This is a genomic window from Paenibacillus dendritiformis, from assembly GCF_021654795.1.
Lineage (GTDB): Bacteria > Bacillota > Bacilli > Paenibacillales > Paenibacillaceae > Paenibacillus_B.
The window spans coordinates 4,891,127-4,907,607 of sequence record NZ_AP025344.1 but is presented as its reverse complement, the minus strand read 5'-3'; the positions used below and the strand labels follow the sequence as shown (position 1 = coordinate 4,907,607).

The window sequence follows — 16,481 nt, the reverse complement described above, 5'->3', positions numbered from 1 at the left end:
TGGGTTTTTAAGGTACAGAAAAAGGAGTACCTCCCCAAATCTCGAATAAGTAAAGTATCCACACAATACCCAAAGAGATGAGGCGAACTCCCTATGCCCTATATTCGACATGAGAGCTTATTTACCCTGCAAGAGCTTTATGAGATGGAACAAAAAGATCGTTTTCGTGAGATTTTTTCTACAATCGACATCACTCCGATCTTGCGTTTGGTCAGGAAAACATCTTTTTATGGTGCCCCCATTGAAGTGAATTATAGGGCGATGGTCTATTCCTTGATTGTTAGAATCGTTGAACGTATTCCTACGATTAAAGATTTAATAAAGAGACTTCAACATGACATCTTATTCCGCATGGATTGTGGCTTTATGCTTTCAGAAGCGATTCCTTCGGCCTCTTCCTATTCCCGGTTGGTGCGCAAGATGAGCCAAAGCCATGCACTGGAGGACATGCAAGAGCAGTTACTCGAACAAGCCATGGCAGAAGGATTCATTACAGACGATACGGTTGCAATCGATGCGACCCATATCGAAGCTCGGGATCAGGCACCTGCGAAGCAAGAAAAGGAAAAACCTGAGCCAAAAAAGCGTGGGCGAAAAACAAAAGCCGAACGTGAAGCTTGGCTCAAACAAAAGCAAGAAGAAGAGGAACAAAAACCAATCTTCGAAAAAGAAATTGCCGCTCAATTAAATGAATCATTCCATGTTTTGCGAGATCAAATGCCTCTTGATCCGCAGTGGGGAGTCAAGAAAAATAGTGATGGAAAAAATGTCTTTTGGTATGGCTATAAAGGTCATCTTGCCATTGGAACGCAGAGTCAGTATATCCTCGGAGCCTTGCTCTCTTCCGGAAGCTTGAATGACGGTAAAGCGGCCATTCCACTCCTAAAAGGGGTTGCTTCACAGCATCCGAATTTCAGTTTCAAGTACGCAACCATGGATGCTGGATACGATTATGAACCTATATACAAGCAAGTTCGAGAAGCAGAGGCACATGCTGTAATTGCGTATAACCGTCGCCGAGAACCAGAACACGACGGATTTGACGAACACTTCGCCCCAACCTGTGTAAGGGAGCATTCTTATCGTTATGACAGCTACGATTCAAAATATGGAACACTCAAATATGTTCGACCGAAAGAATGCGAAAGCTGTCCATTGGCGCATGATTCACTTTGCCAGAAAGTCTATAAAATGAAGATAACAACTGATCTTAGAAAATATACCGCCCCGGCCAGAGGCTCAAAGCATTGGAAAGAAATCGCTAAGAGACGTTCTGCAGTCGAAAGAGTGAATGCTTACTTGAAGGAATTCTTCCAATTGAACAATGTGAGACACCGAACGGGTCAAAAAGCTAAGGTTCATTTTAACTTGGTTACTTTGGTTTACAATTGTATAAAATTAGCATGTGATCGTTTAAATCGTCAATTCCAAGAGCAAGCTGCATAATTTTCAAAAAAGGAAATACTTTAATTCGGTTAATCTACAGTTTTGTAATTATGCATTATGAAATTGATTCCATTAGTAAAGGATATATAAAAGATAGACCTGTAAATTCTAAGAAAAAGACACTTACTGAGGTTTATGTAAGTTTTGAAAAAGGAAGCAAGAAATTACTAGTTGATTTTAAAGGCTGGTATACACCCGCTGCAGAATCAGCCACACCCTAACGCCCTAAATCATTTCTATACACCCAAAAGGTAACTCGCAAGAGCTGCCTCAGACTCTCGAAAAAGTCCCGTCACTAGTTTATTTTTAGGATGGGCGGGGCCGGGGAAGCCGAACAGGTTAGGTTCGGGCAAGTTGGTCCGCGCATGAAGCAAGCGGTTCCCCGCGTGAAAATGCTGCACAGGCGCAGCATTTTTAACCTCAAGAGGCTAAATATTGAGGAAATCCTGCAAAATTACATTATTTCGCCATTTTGGATTCGATTTATGCCTTGCCGCAGGGAAATTGCTGTATTTTTGCAGCAATCCTATTTTCGCATCCTCGTCTCAATGAAATTGCTGCATTTTTGCAGTATTGGAGAGCAGATGACTAGAGTGGCGGGAGCTACTGCAGCTATAGTGGAGTAGATGACCGGAGCTGCGGCCATTCTGGGCGGGAACGATGGAAGAAAGCGAGGTAGTTGCGAACTGAACCAATCGGACCTTGAAGGGCGTTTCGGAGCGGCTTCGGGCCCGAGCGGATCATCGCCATCCGCTCGCCGCGACTGAATGATGAAGGAATTGATTCTCACGGAATGGAATTCGACCGCTATCAGGGAATTGATGAATGACACCGTGTGTATGGGGGCCTATCTCGCTAAAACCATTGTTGACAGTCTTAAGGTAACTCGCAAGAGTTACCTTTTCCTTAGAGGAGGGATGAGGATGGAATTGGGCTTGTGGGTGGGCAGCTTCGCGCTGTTCGGGCTCTGCATCGGCAGCTTCCTCAATGTGGTCGCTTACCGGGTGCCCCGCGGAGAGTCGGTCGTCGCTCCGCCTTCGCGCTGCCCGGATTGCGGGGAGCGGGTGCGGCCGTACGATCTGATTCCGGTCGTCAGCTATGTTCTGCTGCGCGGCCGCTGCCGCTTCTGCGGCAATCCGATCCGCGCGCGCTATCCGGCGGTGGAGCTGCTTACGGGCACCGCCTTCGCCGTCGCCGCCTGGCGCATGCCGTGGAGCGCCGAAGCCTTGGCGGGCGCGCTGCTGAGCGCGGTCTTGATCGCGGTGGTCATCACCGATATCGATTGGCGCATCATACCGAACCGCATAATTGCTTGGGGGATTGGCCTGGGCCTGCTGCTGCGCATCCTCAGCCATCCGCTGCCTTGGTGGAATTATGCGCTCGCGGCGATCGCCTGTTCCGGGCTGTTGTTCCTTCTTGCGATCGCCAGCAAGGGGGGAATGGGCGGAGGGGATATTAAGCTGTATCTGTTTATCGGACTGGTGCTCGGCCTGGCTCCGGCGCTGTTGTCGCTGTTCGCGGCCAGTCTGTTCGGGCTGCTGTATGGCTGCATGATGCTCTGCTTCAAGCCGGGCTTCCGCAAGGACCGCTCCCTGCCGTTTGCGCCGTTCATCGCCGTGGGCGCCTGGTGGGCGTATTGGTACGGGCAAGAAGCTCTGGACGCCATGCTTCACTATCTCGTGACAGTCTAGGAGGAGAACGCATGAAGCTGCGCAGGAACCATTCGAGAAAAGTAGGGCTGGAGATTAACGATACGTGGCTGCAGGCCGCCGAGGTAATCGAGCAGCCGGAAGGAATTGAAGTGACCCAGGCGGAGCGGGTTCCGCTTGGGCCGGGCATCGTGGAGGAAGGGCGGGTCGTGCAGCCCGGGCTGCTGACCGCCGCCGTCGCCGATTTATGGCGGCAGGCCGGGTTCCAATCCCGAGAGGTGTATTTCGGGATTCCGAGCTCTATCGTGCTGATCCGCCATTATCAGCTCCCTTCCGCCGAGCGGGCCGAGCTCCGCAAAATGCTGGACATGGAGCTTCAATTGCGGACCCGGCTGCCTTTTTCCGATCCGATTTACGACTTCGTCATGTATGCGGCAGAGCCGGGCGGGACGGCGGATGAAGAGGAAGCGGCGAGCACGCCTCCGCTCCGCCATGACGCCCAGGACGAAGCGGCAGCCGGGAGGGTGATGGAGCGGGAGGAACACGGGCTATGGAGACGGGTAGGCCGCAGGGTGCGCGGAGCGCTGCACCGTGAACCGGCGCAAGGGCAACCGGGGGCGCGGAGCAACGTCCTGCTGGCGGCGGTGCCGGGGGCGGAGATGATCCGGTACCGCGATGCGCTGGAGGGGGCCTCCTTGCAGCCGCGCGCCTTCGACATCAAGCCGTTGGCTGTCGATCGTCTGCTGCCGCTCATCTCGCTGGCCGAGGAGGCTTGTACATACGTCACCGCCAGTATTCATGCGAGACATACGGATATTTTCTTATTCCATCGGGGACAGCTTCGCTTGACCCGGAGTGTGTCTATTAAGTCAGACTCGATCTCGCGCAAGCGGGGAGAAGATTCGTCAAGGGGCGGCGCATGGCCGACAGAAAAGGGCTGGGAAACGCTATGCGAAGAATTGGCGCTGGAGCTGGAGCGGCTGGTTGATTTCTACCGCTACTCCTCGCCGCAGGACAGCGAGCCGATTCAGTTCGTCTTTCTCTGCGGGGATATCGACGGACTTGGGCACATCTGTCCCGTCCTGGAGCGGATGCTGCAAATGCCAACGTTTATCCTGGAAGCGGCGGATGGGCTCGCGACTTCGCTGGAAGCGCCGTTATATCCGTTCGCCGTTCCCATTAGTCTGGCCTGCGGGGGAGGGGGAAGAGCGTGAACTTGATTCCTCATGCGCCGGGCGGACGCCCGGGACGTATCAATCTGCTGCCGGTTCGCCCTCGTCTGGAACGGCGCTTCCCGTTGTATGCGGGAGTGAGTGCCGGTCTGTTCGTGATAGTGGCGGGGGTCCTGGCGTTCGCGACATGGCAATACCGCGCGGAGACCGAGCGGATCGAGACGGAGATGAGCCGGCTGAGAAGCGAGATTGCCGAAGCGAGAGTGCAGAAGGAACCGACCGCCGCCACCCTCATCTATCAGCAGTTGGAGGGAGAGTCTTGGCAGCTGCGGGAAGAGCGGCGGGACTGGGAAAGCATGTGGCGGCGGTGGACGGAAGGGCTGCCGGAGACGTTGCGCTGGAAGCGTGCGTCTGTCGAAGCCGATAGCTCGGCAGACCTGATTCATCTGTCCTTCGTTACGAGCAACGCGGATGACGCCGCCGCATATGAGGCCCGCTTGCAGGCCATGGACGGCGTGAAGGAGGTGCGGTTCCAGCAATGGTCCGGCGATACGGAGCCGCTCCCGGCCGGAGAGCCGCTGTTGGAAGTGGACTACCTCATCATCCTGGAACCGCGGGTCGTGAAGGAGGCGGCGAAGTGAGATGGCGGATATGACACGGAAGAGAGCGGCATCTTCGCTGCGGAAGAAAAAAGCGGCCTTGTGGCTGGTGTGGATTGCCGGGTGCCTCGGGCTGCTGGCCTTTTTCCTGCTGGCGTGGCTTCCTGCCCGGGAAGCCCGCGCGCAGCTTACGGAGTTCGAGGATGTAGAGATGCTGGAGAGGCGGCTAGCGGCGATTCGCAGCCAGCCTGACCCGATGCGAGTTACCGCGCAGGATTGGGCCAAGTGGCATCGCCTCGTTCCCCCTGTTCATGACGAGAGCGGTTGGCTGCAGCAGCTCCGAATGTTATCCCGCGACAATCGGATTAATGTCAAGAAGCTTCGCTTCGTCGAGCGGCGGCTGCTGCCTGCGGCCGGGGAGCAAGCCGAAGCGGTCGGCGGGGGTGCCGCGGCAACTATCCCGTCTAACAGCGAGCAGCAGGCTGCGGGAGAAGACGGATCCGCCTCATACGGCGAGGCGCCAAGCGAGGGTCAGGCAGAGACGCCCCGGCAAGGACAGGCTGCGCCGGCCTTGGAAGCGTGGATTTATGAGCTGGATGGGGCCGGAGAGTACAACGACTGGCTGTCCTGGCTGTCCAGCCTGCAGCGCCAGGAGAGGCTCCATCGGCTGGAAAATTGGGCAATTCAGCATTCATACGCCACTGACGAGTCCCGCCAAGGCGGCGGAAGCGTCTTCAACCTGCAGGTGATCATTCATGTGTACGCCGCCCCCGGCTCTGAGGCTTGGGCCTCGGGCTGAGTGAGAGTCTGCTCCATATACGCACAGGAGCCGGAGGCATCCCGCCTCCGGCTATCCTATTGCGATTACCGCTCGCGGCGCGGCTCCCAGTCGGGAATGCCGACACAGATCCCTCCGTCAATGATAATGCCGGAGGATTGCTCCCCGTCCAGACTCGGCCGGAGCCGGTTATTGCTTCCTTCGAGCCGCATATTCCCTCCGACCGCCAGCAAGCCGCCGAATTCCAGGGAAGTGTTGTTATTTCCTTTCAGATCATGCTGGATCAGGATATCCCCGCTTACGGTGAACGCATTGTTGCCCTGGAGATGCAAGCTGCCTGCGATAAGGTCGCGCGTCAGCTTCTCATTCGTAAAGATCTTGTTGTTCACCGTCAAGTCTCCCCGTACGACGATGCGGTCTCCGCCGACCGTCGCGTTGCCGGCCGTCGTCATCGTGTCGGCATAGAGCAGCTCCCCTGCCAACACCTCGGCATTGTCGTTGACCTCGAGTCTGTTTTTGACGATGATGCGCTTCGCTTGAATGATGGTGCGGAGTCCGTCGCCGTCTTTCCAGTCACTGACGGTCAGCGAACCGTCGATAATGAGATCGCCGTGTATGTTGAGATGCCCCCCATTGTGAAGCGTCAGCGAGGAGACATGCAGGTTCCCGTAGATTTCTGTGTTGACATAGGAATCAAAGGTCAGACTCGTTCCAACCAGATTCAAGTTCCGCTCCCGGGCCCCGATCGTAATGCGGCCGCGAGGCGGCGTCCGATCCGTGACCGACCCGATATCGATCGTCCGATCGGGCACATTGGCCAACTTATCCGCTTGGGACAGGTCGTTCCTGCATTCTTCACATCCATAATCAGCCGGGGGCTTCGTTGTGGCCGCGGCTTCGCTTCTCTTCTCTTCAAGATAGATGCCGATCGGCCCTTGCAAATTATCGTGCTTGCTGATGGTAATATCTGCGATGCCGGAGCCGTTAGGCAGAACGAGCGGCGGTTCCCGATCCCTGTCATGTTGATCCCAGAATCTGCCCTCCAGCAATATCCGATCCAGCATGCAATCCCGCTCATTCGGATCGGGGGAGACTTGCGTCTCGCCGAAGCGCGGCTTTTGGAGGAAGGAATACACAATTTCTTTTTTCCCCTTCTGCAGCGAAGCCGCGCTCCGGATGTAGAAGCGATCGGATTTTACTTCAAATTCCTCATCGGACCTTGGCTGAAATGTCTGGAAATGGACGGAGGTCGACCAGCCGCTGCCGGTCTGCACGGTCTTGTCTCCCATGCCTGCATAGGCCTCGCGGTACTGAGCCGGGGAGACAGAGACTCCGCTCATGCTCTTCCTGTACTTATTCAAGTAGGCAATATATCCTTCCATGTTGCCGATCGTCAGCTCCTGCGCGATGCGCTGCTCCGAGATGAGATGCTGCTGCGCGACGCTGGCGCCGACGGTCTGCAGCAGAAGCGGGATCGCAAGGAACAACAGTGTCATGCAGACGAAGACGATCATCATGGCGCTGCCTTGTTCCTGGCGCAGGATGCGTAAGCAAGAATGCAACCGATTCACGATATCAGGCCCTTTCTTGTATAAAATGCACCCCCTCGCTTGAGAGGGAAGACGGAGCAGCTATGCAGCCGCGCAAGGGTTCGCCGCAGCCGGGATATGGATGGCAGCGGCTTAACGGTCCGGCGCAGCTTACTTGTCCCGCATCAGCTTCGCCGTCATCGTATAGCGCGCTTGCGGATTGCCGGGGGCAAGCGCGGGGCGGCCCATCGAATCGCGAATGACGGTGTGAAAATCCAGCTCGGCCTCAAGCAGGCTGCCCGCCTTGGCGATAGCCGGGAGTGCGGTCGAGTCGACCTTCGAACCATCCGGAAGCTGAATGATGCGGATGCGCGGAGGGTTCGCCATGTTGTCGGCAAGGGAATACATATATTCGTATCGTTCCGGGTGCGAAGCGAGCGTGACGGAAGTACTGGCTAACTTATTCAGGGCTTCCTCCTCCGACAGGCCGGAACTGTCGGCATTGCCGGGAGTAAGCTTGAAGCCGTACACCCGCCACTCCTCTGCGGCCGAGTCATGAAGGACGGCCCGGTACTGCTGGCCGATTCGCAGCCGAATCTCCTCCCGGGTTACGAGAACGGCGGCGGAGGCCTCTGAGATCAGATGGTGGAATTGCTTGGCGGTCCAACGGATAGACGCCTCCTGCCGCTGCGAAGCAGCCACCATATCGGTGCTGGTCTGCAGGCTCCACCAGAAGGCCAGGCCCCCGCCAAGGATAACGGCCGTAAGCAGGAGAGACGCCAACAACTCCAGCAGCGTCAGACCTCGTTCATTCCGAATGAAGAATGAGAAGCGCATTACGATTCCTCCCATGACACGGTAACCGTGAGCAGCATCGGCTTATTTTCATATGAGGGTTCGTCAAGGTAGACGATCGATTGCACGACAGCCTTGTGCCCGGCAGTCCGGGCCGCCGGGGCCGCGCCGTCCACGTAGGGCTGCAGCGGATGGATATAGGCTTGATACTGATGCTTCTGGCCGGAGCGGGCCTTCACGCCATCTAGGGTGATTCCGCTGCCAATCGACAGCGGCTTGGCGCGATATTGATGGACAAGCGATTCCGCGATCGAGGCCGCTTCGTGAGCCCGGCTCACGGACCTGTCTGTCGTCTGCACGAACCCGCTCAAGGAGACGAACAGGACAAGCAGCAGGCTTAATAGGACCGTAGCCGCCAGCACCTCAACCAGCGTCAGGCCGTCACGTCGGCGCAGTCGGGGAGTAAAGCGCTTTAATAATCGATATGCGGACATGCGAAAGCACCGCCTTCACACAAATTAGGCTGGAAGTCAAAGAGGTAGAGCTGATTTGATTATACCATCAATTCCGTAATTTTACATTTGCAACTGTGAAGATATGGCAACAAAATGGGGTGAATTCTGGCGCTCTTTTTTTGTGTCCAAGTGATGCCCAAGGAAATATTTACAAATCAGAACCAGAAGGTATAATAATAACTAACATATGATATATATCAAATGATATGTAAGGAGAAAACAATGGCGCCTAAAAAGAAATTTACGCGGGAGCAAATCATTGACGCGGCTTTTGAGATTGCGCGGATGGAAGGTCTCGCCAGCATCACGATTCGGAAGGTCGCGGATCGGCTCGGGAGCTCGATTGCTCCGATTTATGTCAATTTTCAAGATGCGGAGGAATTGATTCAGGAGGTGATGAAGAAGACGGGCCAGGTGAGCCAACAGATGCTGGAGGATATGAGCACCGGCAATCCGTTCTATGATATCGGGGCGGCCAGCCTCCGGTTCGCCAGGGAATACAGCGGGCTGTTCCGGGATCTGGTCATGAGGCCGAACCCGTACATGCATGAGTATGAGCGGGATATAGGGCCTGTCCTGCTCGAACAGATGAAGCAGGATGCGGATTTGCAAGGATTTTCCGATGAACAGCTGATGATGATTTTGATGAAAATGAAAATATTCCAGCTTGGCTTATCGGTCATGGTCGCGAACGGCCTGCTGCCGGAGCCGTGGGATGAAGCGCAAGCGATGGAGCTGCTGTCCGGCGCGGCGGATGATGTGATGGCGGCGGCCCGGATGCGCAAGGGCGCGGAGAGGGGATAGGCCCCCAACCGTAGAAGAGGAGCGGGAAGAGATGAGGGAACAAACGGCGCAAGAATGCAGGGCGTGTCGTACACGCTGCATATCAATTCGTATGGTGGAGAGGGCCTTGTCTGCGATAAGGCGAGGAATGGCGTTGATGCTGTTATGTGCGCTCTTGGGCTCCGTTCTTATGGCGTGCCCTTCGTCTGCCGGAGCCAAGTCGGCGGCATATCCGGATCTGGAAGCCTTCGTCGATGAGCTCATGAAGGCGCAAATGGAGAAATACGGCATGACCAATGCGGCGGTTGCCATCGTCTCGGATGGAGAGATTCGGCTGGCGAAGGGGTATGGATATGCCGATCGGGAGAAGCGGATTCCGGCCGATGCCGAGCGCACCTTGTTCCGCATCGGATCGACTTCGAAATTATTGACCTGGACCGCCGTCATGCAGCTTGTCGAGCAGGGCAAGCTGGATCTGAATGCGGACATCAACCGGTATCTGGACGTGAAGATTCCGCAGCAGCTTATCCATTCCCCGGAGCGAGCCGAGCCGATCGCGTTAACGCATCTGATGACGCATACTCCCGGCTTCGAAGATTCCGTTGATTCGATATTCAGACTGTCCGCCGACGAGATGCTCCCGCTGCAGGAGTATATCCGAGCGCATCTTCCCGCGCGGGTCTTTCCTCCCGGGGAGGTCGCGGCTTATTCCAACTACGGGGCGGCCTTGGCCGGTTATATCGTGGAACGGGTCTCGGGCCAGCCCTTTGCCGAGTATGTGGAGCAGCATATTTTCACTCCGCTTGGCATGAGCCGCAGCTCCTTCCTCCAGCCGCTGCCGGAGTCGCTGGCGCAGGATTTGGCCAAGGCGTACCGGGCCGTGGACGGCAGCTATGCGGAAGGGGAGTTCGAATATCTTCTGCCCGGGCCGGCCGGCGGCATGAGCAGCACGGCATCGGATATGGCCCGCTTCATGATCGCCCATCTGCAGGGCGGCCGGGCGGAGGAGGGACGCATCCTGCAAGAAGCTACGGCCGGGCAGATGCATCGTCAGCACTTCACCCAGCATCCGAAGCTGGGCGGCATGACCTTCGGCTTCATGGAAGGCACGCTTAACGGCCGGCGCATTCTGTTCCAGAACGGCAACACGATGCTGTTCGATACGGGGCTTTATCTGCTGCCGGATCAGGGGACGGGGATTTTCGTTTCCTACACCGGGGGAAGCTATTTGGCGCATAATGAGCTGTTTCAGGCCTTCATGGATCGCTACTATCCTTCCCGACTCGCAGCGCCGGAGCCGCCGCCCGCAGGGAGTGTTGAGCGAGGGCGCGCCTATGTCGGCGAGTACCATCAGAACCGCCGCAATTTCACGACAGCGGAGAGTATTGTCAGTCTGATGATGGGGACGATCGCGGTCGGCATGGAGGAAGACGGTCATCTGCTGGTCACGCACGGCGGAGAGACGAACCGCTTCGTGGAGGTTGAACCCGGAATCTATCACAATTTGCGGGAAGGCCGAACGCAGGACTATTTCGGCGAATTCCGAACCATCGTATTTGATCGCGATCCATATGGCAGCATCATGCTGATGTCCGACGGACCGATGACGTATTCGCGGGCGCCTTGGTACGGCACAAGCTCCTTCACCATGATGGCGCTGCTCACCGCCGTGCTCGTCGTTGCCGGTTCCTCGCTGAATTGGCTGATCGGGGCGTTCGTGCGGCGGATCCGGCGGCGTTCCGTGCGGCATCCGGCGATTGCGGCCGCGGCGCGCTGGACGGCCGTCGCGTACGGACTGCTCACCGTAATCGCAGTGGCCGGCATGGCAAGCGCGGGAAAGGCCGATCCCGTGTACGGGCTGCCGGCAACGTCTTATATGGAGCCGCCGGCATGGCAAGTCTGGATCGATCGGATCCCGTTCGTGTTGGCGGGTCTCGGCGCCGTGATCGCAATCCTCACGCTTCTGCTCTGGCGGAAGCGGTACGGGCGGCTCGGGGCGCGAATTCACTACACGCTGTTTGCGCTTGCGGTGCTGGGAATGCTGAAGCTGTTCTCTTATTGGAACATCATATAGAAGGGAGAGGGGCGTCTGTGCGGAATCAGCGGACGCCTCTGCTCGTAAGCCGCTTATTTCCTCGGGGCACGCGAAGGCGGCTCTTTCTCTCTCTCCATCTTCATAAATAGCCTTGCGCGAAAGCCGTCCGCCTTGGGGAGGAGCCACTGCTTTTTCGTGTAAAAGACCGTAAAGCCTTGACGTTCATAGAGCCGTCTGGCCTTCACGTTCGTATCCGCAACCTCCAGCTTGAACACCCGGTAGGGGAGCTGTTCGATACTGTGCCGGAGCAGTGCGGCGGCAATGCCTTGGCCCCGGTGTTCCGGCGCGGTCGCCACGGCCTCCAGGAAGCATTCCTCGTCTGTCAAGCGACGGAGAGCATGGAATTCCCGGGCAACGGATAAATAGAACAGCCACCCCTTCCATGTTCCAAGGATGCGCTGCAGCTCGCTCTTGTCGAACCGCCGGGAGCGGGCTCCGCGCGTCGCGTACGCCATAATGCCTACCACTTGATGATTCCATAATGCCGCGTAAAACTGTTTCCGAATGAATGACTTCCGAATCAGCCGGATCAGCACATCCGGATCGGAGGATACCCTTGTCAGGGCATCCATATAACTGTGCACGAACACGTGAGCCGCTTGCTCCACATCGTCTTCGCCCAGCTTATCCAGCCTCTCGAACGCGAGCGGGATCATGATGCTGCGCACCTCCTTCATCTTGACAGGTCGACTATAACGCAAGCGGCGTCCGGGACGGAATGCTCCCTGGAATGAGATTCGCTCCTTCCGGGGGCCGATTTCCGCGTGGGTCAGCGGCTTGTTATGGGAGCAGGTTCAAGCGGCGGCACAGCCGGAACAAATAGTAGGATCCGCGAAGCTGTTCCTGATTGAGCCGGTTCAAGTATTGCAGCGATTCATGGGCGATGTCCCGGGCGCGTTCGGCGTCATTGTCCTCCAGCTTCCGAATGGCTTGCTTCAGCCGGACCGAATCCGCCGAATAGAGGACGGTCCGCAGCGTGCGGAGCAGCCAGATTTTGCGAAGCTGGGACGGGTTGAACCGGCGGTATCCGTTCTGTTCGTCCCGGGACGAGGCGATTAACCCCTCCTTCTCCCAGTAGCGGAGGGTGGAGCGGGGGACATCCGTCTCGGCCGCCGCTTCTCCGATCGTCATCCCTGCGCTGTCCGCGTCCTGCTCGGAAGCGCCGCGTTCTTCCCGCTCGAAGCGGCGAATCGCCTCTTCGGCCAGGCAGCGGTCCCGGTGAAGCAGCGCTTGCGCTTCATTCACCAGCCACAGGGCGGATGCGGTATCCTTGGCTCGAAGCAGCCGCATCGCCCCGGAAGTTACCTCCATTCCGTATCCGGCCGCCATGGCGGCTATGCATTCCAGATAGGCGAGGTGCTCCTCCGTATACTTCCGGTATCCGTTCGGTTCGCGCAGCGCAGGGGGGATGATGCCCTGGGCCTCGTAGTTGCGGAGGGCGCTGGTGCTGAGGTTCAATCGTCTCGCGATATCGATCGGTTTCATCTTGTCACGTCCTCCCCGGCATGTTTTCTTCGGCACTAAAGATTAAAGCTTACTTATAACGTTCTGGCAAGCTGAAGCAATATTGACAGATCATTTTTCGGCAAAGCTTATAATTAGCTTCTATGTTGTACGATGGATTTGTAGATGGATAGCGAGAGAGACATGGAGGAGGAGACCGGATGAGTAGACCGGAAATGAATGAATTCGATCGTCAGGCAGGGAACTTGATTCAGGCAGGTTATCCCGCATTCGTCGGGTTGGATGAGGAGGCGTTCCAGGAGCGGCTTGCGCCCCTGAGGGAGCGCGTTCAGTCGCTGCCCATGCCGGAAGGGATCGAACCTCGGCAAGGGCATGTTCCATACATTATCGTCGTGAGAAGCGATGGCGTGGCCGGGGATAAGGCCATGGAGCAGGTCGAGCGGCAGGGCAAGCGGGGCTTCAGCATTATGGAGGCCGAAGAGCTCCGCCGCTTTCAACCCATCGAGGGCGTTGAGCTTCCTGCCGGCATCGCGTATGTGGCGGCGGACATCGATAGGGGGATGGAGACGCTCAATGTGACGCCGAATGAGGCGCTCAAGACGATAGCGCAGCAGGGCCGCTCTCCGCTTACGATCGAGGAGGGCATTGCGCTTCTTACCCATTACCCGGACATATTGCAGAAAAATAACGGGTTCTCCCTGCTCGCCTCCCGCTGCGGAGACCGCAGGGTCACCGCGCTGTGGATAAGCGGCGGCCGGCCGAAGCTGGGCTGGTGCTGGGCGGGCAATCCGCATACGTGGCTTGGCTCTGCTTCATGCGCCCGCCGAATCGGGGGCTAGAGGCCAGGCGTCTCGGCCCGCCTTTATCCCACTGGCGCGAGGCGTCCCGCCTGAGCAAGCCCGGCCAGTTCGGAGAGCCCGGCAGGACTGGCGCGAGGTGCAGGCCGCGCCGCTTGCGGGTCGGTCCTGAGCCGCAACCGTTCGGGCAGGTAACGTGCGCCCGGCGCAAGGACAGCCGCGGGCAGCTATGGCGCGGGCGGCTTGGGCAGGGACAGCCGGAGCACGGCGCCGGCCTCCGAGGTGGCATGGAGGACGAGATCCCCGCCATTGGCGCGAGCAGCCGGCTGAGGGGCAAGCCCAGCCCGAGGCCTTGCTTTTTCTTGCGCCGGCTGCTGCCGCGGTAATAGCGTTCGAAGATGAACGGGACCTCAGATTCCCGGCTGCCGCCGCCGTTATCCCGGACCTCGATAATGATGTCCACTCCGGCCACCGCGGCATCCACGGCAATCTCAGTCGCCCCGGCTGCCGAGCTGTTCATGATCAAATTCGTCAATATCTGCTTGAGCTGCCCCTGATCTCCCTCACATTCGATATCTTCGTCAGGCAGGACGGCATGCAATGGTATCGAGGCGAACGACGGCAAGGATCGCAACTGCTGAATGATGCTGCGGATGAGCGGGGAGAGCGGTGATGGCCCCTGCTTCCAGAGAAGAGAACTCGAGCAGATCGTCGACCATCGACTGCATCCGCTTCGCTTCTTCGAGCGAGATCTGCAGGAATTCATCGGCTTCGTTCCCCGCGACGACTCGTCCATGCACGGGCTGAACCATGCCGCGAATCGAGGTGAGCGGCGTCCGCAGCTCATGCGACACCCCAGCCAGCAGATCGGTGCGGATCTGTTCCAATTGCTTCAGGCGCGAGGTCATGTCGCCGAAGGAGGAGCTAAGCTCCTTAGCTCCTGCTCCTTGATCCCGTGGATGGCAGGCAGCGCCGGGGAATACTGCCCGTCAATTCCCCATATGTTGTCCAGCAGCTGCTCGCGGCTGAAGCATTGATTGGGATGACGGAGAGGAAAGCGAGCACGCTCCAATCGCGGGGGATAAGCGGCACCGCCTGCTCGTTCAAATAAGCGGCGCAAGCGGTGAAGTCGATGACCAGACTTCCCAGGCGCACGGTCTCGTGATCGGCCATATAGGCGGATCGCCGCAGAACCGCTTGGACGCGGGCGACAACCTCTTCCGGGTCGAACGGCTTCGGAATATAGTCATCGGCCCCTTCCTGCAGTCCCCGCAGCCGGTCCGGCACGGCGCCGCGCGCGGTCACAATGATGACCGGACAGCTTCCATACTGTCTTAGCTGCTTCAGGATCTCCATCCCGTCCTGATCGGGCAGGGTCAAATCGAGAAGCACCAGGTCCGGCCTCCAGGACAAAAAAAGTCCCTCCAGATATCCCAGCGCACTTCATATCGTTCACGCGCCAGATACGCCTGCAGCAAGCGGGCGATGGGCGCTTCATCTTCAAGCAGCAATATTTTTTTCATTACATGACATCCTTTCAAGCTTCATACGTACAGGCTATTGTATGAGCAGACAGGGGAGCGATGCCTTAGGAAAAATGAATCTGGCGGCATCGGTTCCCCTCCCCGACAGCGTACAGGATGAAGGTGTCGGGAAGATGCCAGCGCGCCCGGGCACAAGCAAAACATCCACCCCGCCAGGCAGGGTGGATGTAGAGTCAGGCTTTATTTTTTCTTGCCGTACAAGATCGTGAAGTCGGCGGTAATCTCGGCGTTCTCCATGCGCAGCGCCTGGCGGATCCGCTCTTCCGGCGCGCCCCAGGTCAAGGGCGTCATGCGGATCACATCCTCCAGGAATGCGGGGGCTGCCGGGAGACGATACTGCACCGACTCGGTCCCCAACAGATGAAAATGCCGTAAAAATAGCGCGGCCGTGCGCTCATTATCGTAATGCTGCCTGTCCGTCTGCCGGTACAGCACCTCTCTTAGCTCGCGCAAATAGGCGCTTCCCGGAATGACCTTCGTGATCATCCCGTCATCGGCGAGCAGCCGCCGGAACTCGGAATAATTCGATGGAGACAACAGATTCAAGATATAGCCGAACGTCCGAGCGGCGAACGGGCAGCGGGCCAAATCCGCCACGCACCAGATCGCCCGCGATGATTCTCTCGCTGCGATGCGGATCGCTTCCTTGGAAATGTCGACCCCTGCGCCCAGCAGCGTGACCGCTGTCCGTTCCTCGACTTGGTGCATAATCCGGGCTAAAGCGGATCCTTCTCCGCAGCCTGCATCCAACAGATGCGGCGGTTCCGTGCAGGAGACGAGCTCCCGGGAGATCCGGCCGCCGATCCGCTCCAGCAGCGGTTCAAAAAAGCCGCTGGCGCTTACTCTCCTCCGGGCTTCGAACATCGACTTGCCGTAAGCGCCGCGCGGAGGATGCGGAAGCAGGTTCACATACCCCTGCTTGGCGATATCGAAGCAATGGCCGCGAGAGCAGCGCAAGCTGCCCGTGTTCGCCGTCTGCATCACTTGTATCGGGCCGGAGCAGATCGGGCAGGCCATTATCGCTTCATATTCGGTTAGGAGACGGATGCTCATCTGTTTTTTGCCATAGATAGACATGCCAAAACACCCCATTCATTCGGATTGGTGAATGAAAAAAGGCGCAGAAAAATAAACCCGGGCCATTCGTCAAAAAAATGGCTGAGCCTTCATCCGCACCTCTCATTAACGCAACCGAATGTAGTGGATCATGAATGGGAGCACCCTCTCTGAACATGTTCATAGCCAGGGGCAGGCAGGCTCCTGACAAGAATTTATTATAACATAAGGCTTGGCGCCTCTGCTCGGGCATTCTTCA

At 57.5% G+C, this 16,481-nt stretch carries 19 protein-coding genes; 9 read left to right on the top strand and 10 right to left on the bottom strand.

Features of this window, described 5'->3' with window-relative positions; translation table 11 throughout:
• The first annotated feature begins 93 nt into the window (after positions 1 to 93).
• The 6 genes from L6439_RS21775 (at position 94) to L6439_RS21750 (ending at position 5,665) form a co-directional block, all read left to right on the top strand.
• On the top strand, positions 94 to 1,446 hold the full coding sequence (locus L6439_RS21775) for a transposase (RefSeq protein WP_213471782.1): 1,353 nt from the start codon (positions 94 to 96) through the stop codon (positions 1,444 to 1,446).
• 365 nt (positions 1,447 to 1,811) lie between these two features.
• Positions 1,812 to 2,072: a hypothetical protein gene (locus L6439_RS21770; protein ID WP_213469271.1), complete on the top strand. Its 261-nt coding sequence runs from the start codon at positions 1,812 to 1,814 to the stop codon at positions 2,070 to 2,072.
• Between the two features lie 297 nt (positions 2,073 to 2,369).
• The gene (locus tag L6439_RS21765; RefSeq protein WP_213469270.1) at positions 2,370 to 3,137 is read left to right on the top strand and encodes a prepilin peptidase; all 768 of its coding nucleotides are present in this window, start codon (positions 2,370 to 2,372) and stop codon (positions 3,135 to 3,137) included.
• Positions 3,138 to 3,148: 11 nt separating this feature from the next.
• Positions 3,149 to 4,309, top strand: a complete 1,161-nt coding sequence (pilM, locus tag L6439_RS21760; protein WP_213469269.1) for a type IV pilus biogenesis protein PilM — start codon at positions 3,149 to 3,151, stop codon at positions 4,307 to 4,309.
• Positions 4,306 to 4,908: a hypothetical protein gene (locus tag L6439_RS21755; protein ID WP_213469268.1), complete on the top strand. Its 603-nt coding sequence runs from the start codon at positions 4,306 to 4,308 to the stop codon at positions 4,906 to 4,908. The genes pilM and L6439_RS21755 overlap by 4 nt, the downstream gene beginning before the upstream one ends.
• 1 nt (position 4,909) lies before the next feature.
• Positions 4,910 to 5,665, top strand: a complete 756-nt coding sequence (locus tag L6439_RS21750; RefSeq protein ID WP_213469267.1) for a hypothetical protein — start codon at positions 4,910 to 4,912, stop codon at positions 5,663 to 5,665.
• 65 nt (positions 5,666 to 5,730) lie between these two features.
• Here L6439_RS21750 and L6439_RS21745 read toward each other — a convergent pair whose 3' ends face one another.
• The 3 genes from L6439_RS21745 to L6439_RS21735 form a co-directional block, all read right to left on the bottom strand.
• Positions 5,731 to 7,215 carry a hypothetical protein gene (locus tag L6439_RS21745; protein ID WP_237096587.1) on the bottom strand — a complete coding sequence of 495 codons (1,485 nt, stop codon included), beginning with the start codon at positions 7,213 to 7,215 and terminating at the stop codon, positions 5,731 to 5,733.
• Between the two features lie 129 nt (positions 7,216 to 7,344).
• Positions 7,345 to 8,010, bottom strand: a complete 666-nt coding sequence (locus L6439_RS21740; protein ID WP_213469266.1) for a prepilin-type N-terminal cleavage/methylation domain-containing protein — start codon at positions 8,008 to 8,010, stop codon at positions 7,345 to 7,347.
• Complete coding sequence (locus L6439_RS21735; RefSeq protein ID WP_213469265.1) at positions 8,010 to 8,462, bottom strand: prepilin-type N-terminal cleavage/methylation domain-containing protein; 453 nt, start codon at positions 8,460 to 8,462, stop codon at positions 8,010 to 8,012. Before L6439_RS21735 ends, L6439_RS21740 begins: the two co-directional genes overlap by 1 nt.
• Positions 8,463 to 8,705: 243 nt before the next feature.
• Here L6439_RS21735 and L6439_RS21730 point away from each other — a divergent pair, with 243 nt between their 5' ends.
• Both L6439_RS21730 and L6439_RS21725 read left to right on the top strand, forming a co-directional pair.
• On the top strand, positions 8,706 to 9,287 hold the full coding sequence (locus L6439_RS21730) for a TetR/AcrR family transcriptional regulator (RefSeq protein WP_168178604.1): 582 nt from the start codon (positions 8,706 to 8,708) through the stop codon (positions 9,285 to 9,287).
• 136 nt (positions 9,288 to 9,423) lie between these two features.
• The gene (locus L6439_RS21725; protein ID WP_237096948.1) at positions 9,424 to 11,340 is read left to right on the top strand and encodes a serine hydrolase domain-containing protein; all 1,917 of its coding nucleotides are present in this window, start codon (positions 9,424 to 9,426) and stop codon (positions 11,338 to 11,340) included.
• 53 nt (positions 11,341 to 11,393) lie between these two features.
• On the opposite strand, the gene L6439_RS21720 is transcribed toward L6439_RS21725, so the two are convergent.
• Complete coding sequence (locus L6439_RS21720; protein WP_213469264.1) at positions 11,394 to 12,017, bottom strand: GNAT family N-acetyltransferase; 624 nt, start codon at positions 12,015 to 12,017, stop codon at positions 11,394 to 11,396.
• A gap of 124 nt (positions 12,018 to 12,141) precedes the next feature.
• On the bottom strand, positions 12,142 to 12,846 hold the full coding sequence (locus L6439_RS21715) for a MerR family DNA-binding transcriptional regulator (protein ID WP_213469263.1): 705 nt from the start codon (positions 12,844 to 12,846) through the stop codon (positions 12,142 to 12,144).
• 179 nt (positions 12,847 to 13,025) lie between these two features.
• Here L6439_RS21715 and L6439_RS21710 point away from each other — a divergent pair, with 179 nt between their 5' ends.
• On the top strand, positions 13,026 to 13,664 hold the full coding sequence (locus L6439_RS21710) for a DUF5701 family protein (RefSeq protein ID WP_168178601.1): 639 nt from the start codon (positions 13,026 to 13,028) through the stop codon (positions 13,662 to 13,664).
• On the opposite strand, the gene L6439_RS21705 is transcribed toward L6439_RS21710, so the two are convergent.
• The 5 genes from L6439_RS21705 to L6439_RS21685 all read right to left on the bottom strand — a co-directional run bounded on the left by L6439_RS21705 (position 13,555) and on the right by L6439_RS21685 (position 16,243).
• Positions 13,555 to 14,142, bottom strand: a complete 588-nt coding sequence (locus L6439_RS21705; protein ID WP_237096947.1) for an ATP-binding protein — start codon at positions 14,140 to 14,142, stop codon at positions 13,555 to 13,557. The two genes, L6439_RS21710 and L6439_RS21705, sit on opposite strands and share 110 nt — an antisense overlap.
• A gap of 61 nt (positions 14,143 to 14,203) precedes the next feature.
• On the bottom strand, positions 14,204 to 14,530 hold the full coding sequence (locus L6439_RS21700) for a histidine kinase dimerization/phospho-acceptor domain-containing protein (protein WP_213469261.1): 327 nt from the start codon (positions 14,528 to 14,530) through the stop codon (positions 14,204 to 14,206).
• 25 nt (positions 14,531 to 14,555) lie between these two features.
• Complete coding sequence (locus L6439_RS21695) at positions 14,556 to 15,035, bottom strand: response regulator transcription factor (protein ID WP_237096586.1); 480 nt, start codon at positions 15,033 to 15,035, stop codon at positions 14,556 to 14,558.
• Positions 14,999 to 15,145 (bottom strand): response regulator transcription factor, encoded by a 147-nt coding sequence (locus tag L6439_RS21690; RefSeq protein WP_168178581.1) that lies wholly within the window; start codon positions 15,143 to 15,145, stop codon positions 14,999 to 15,001. Before L6439_RS21690 ends, L6439_RS21695 begins: the two co-directional genes overlap by 37 nt.
• Positions 15,146 to 15,346: 201 nt before the next feature.
• Positions 15,347 to 16,243 carry a putative RNA methyltransferase gene (locus tag L6439_RS21685; protein WP_213469260.1) on the bottom strand — a complete coding sequence of 299 codons (897 nt, stop codon included), beginning with the start codon at positions 16,241 to 16,243 and terminating at the stop codon, positions 15,347 to 15,349.
• Between the last annotated feature and the right edge of the window lie 238 nt (positions 16,244 to 16,481).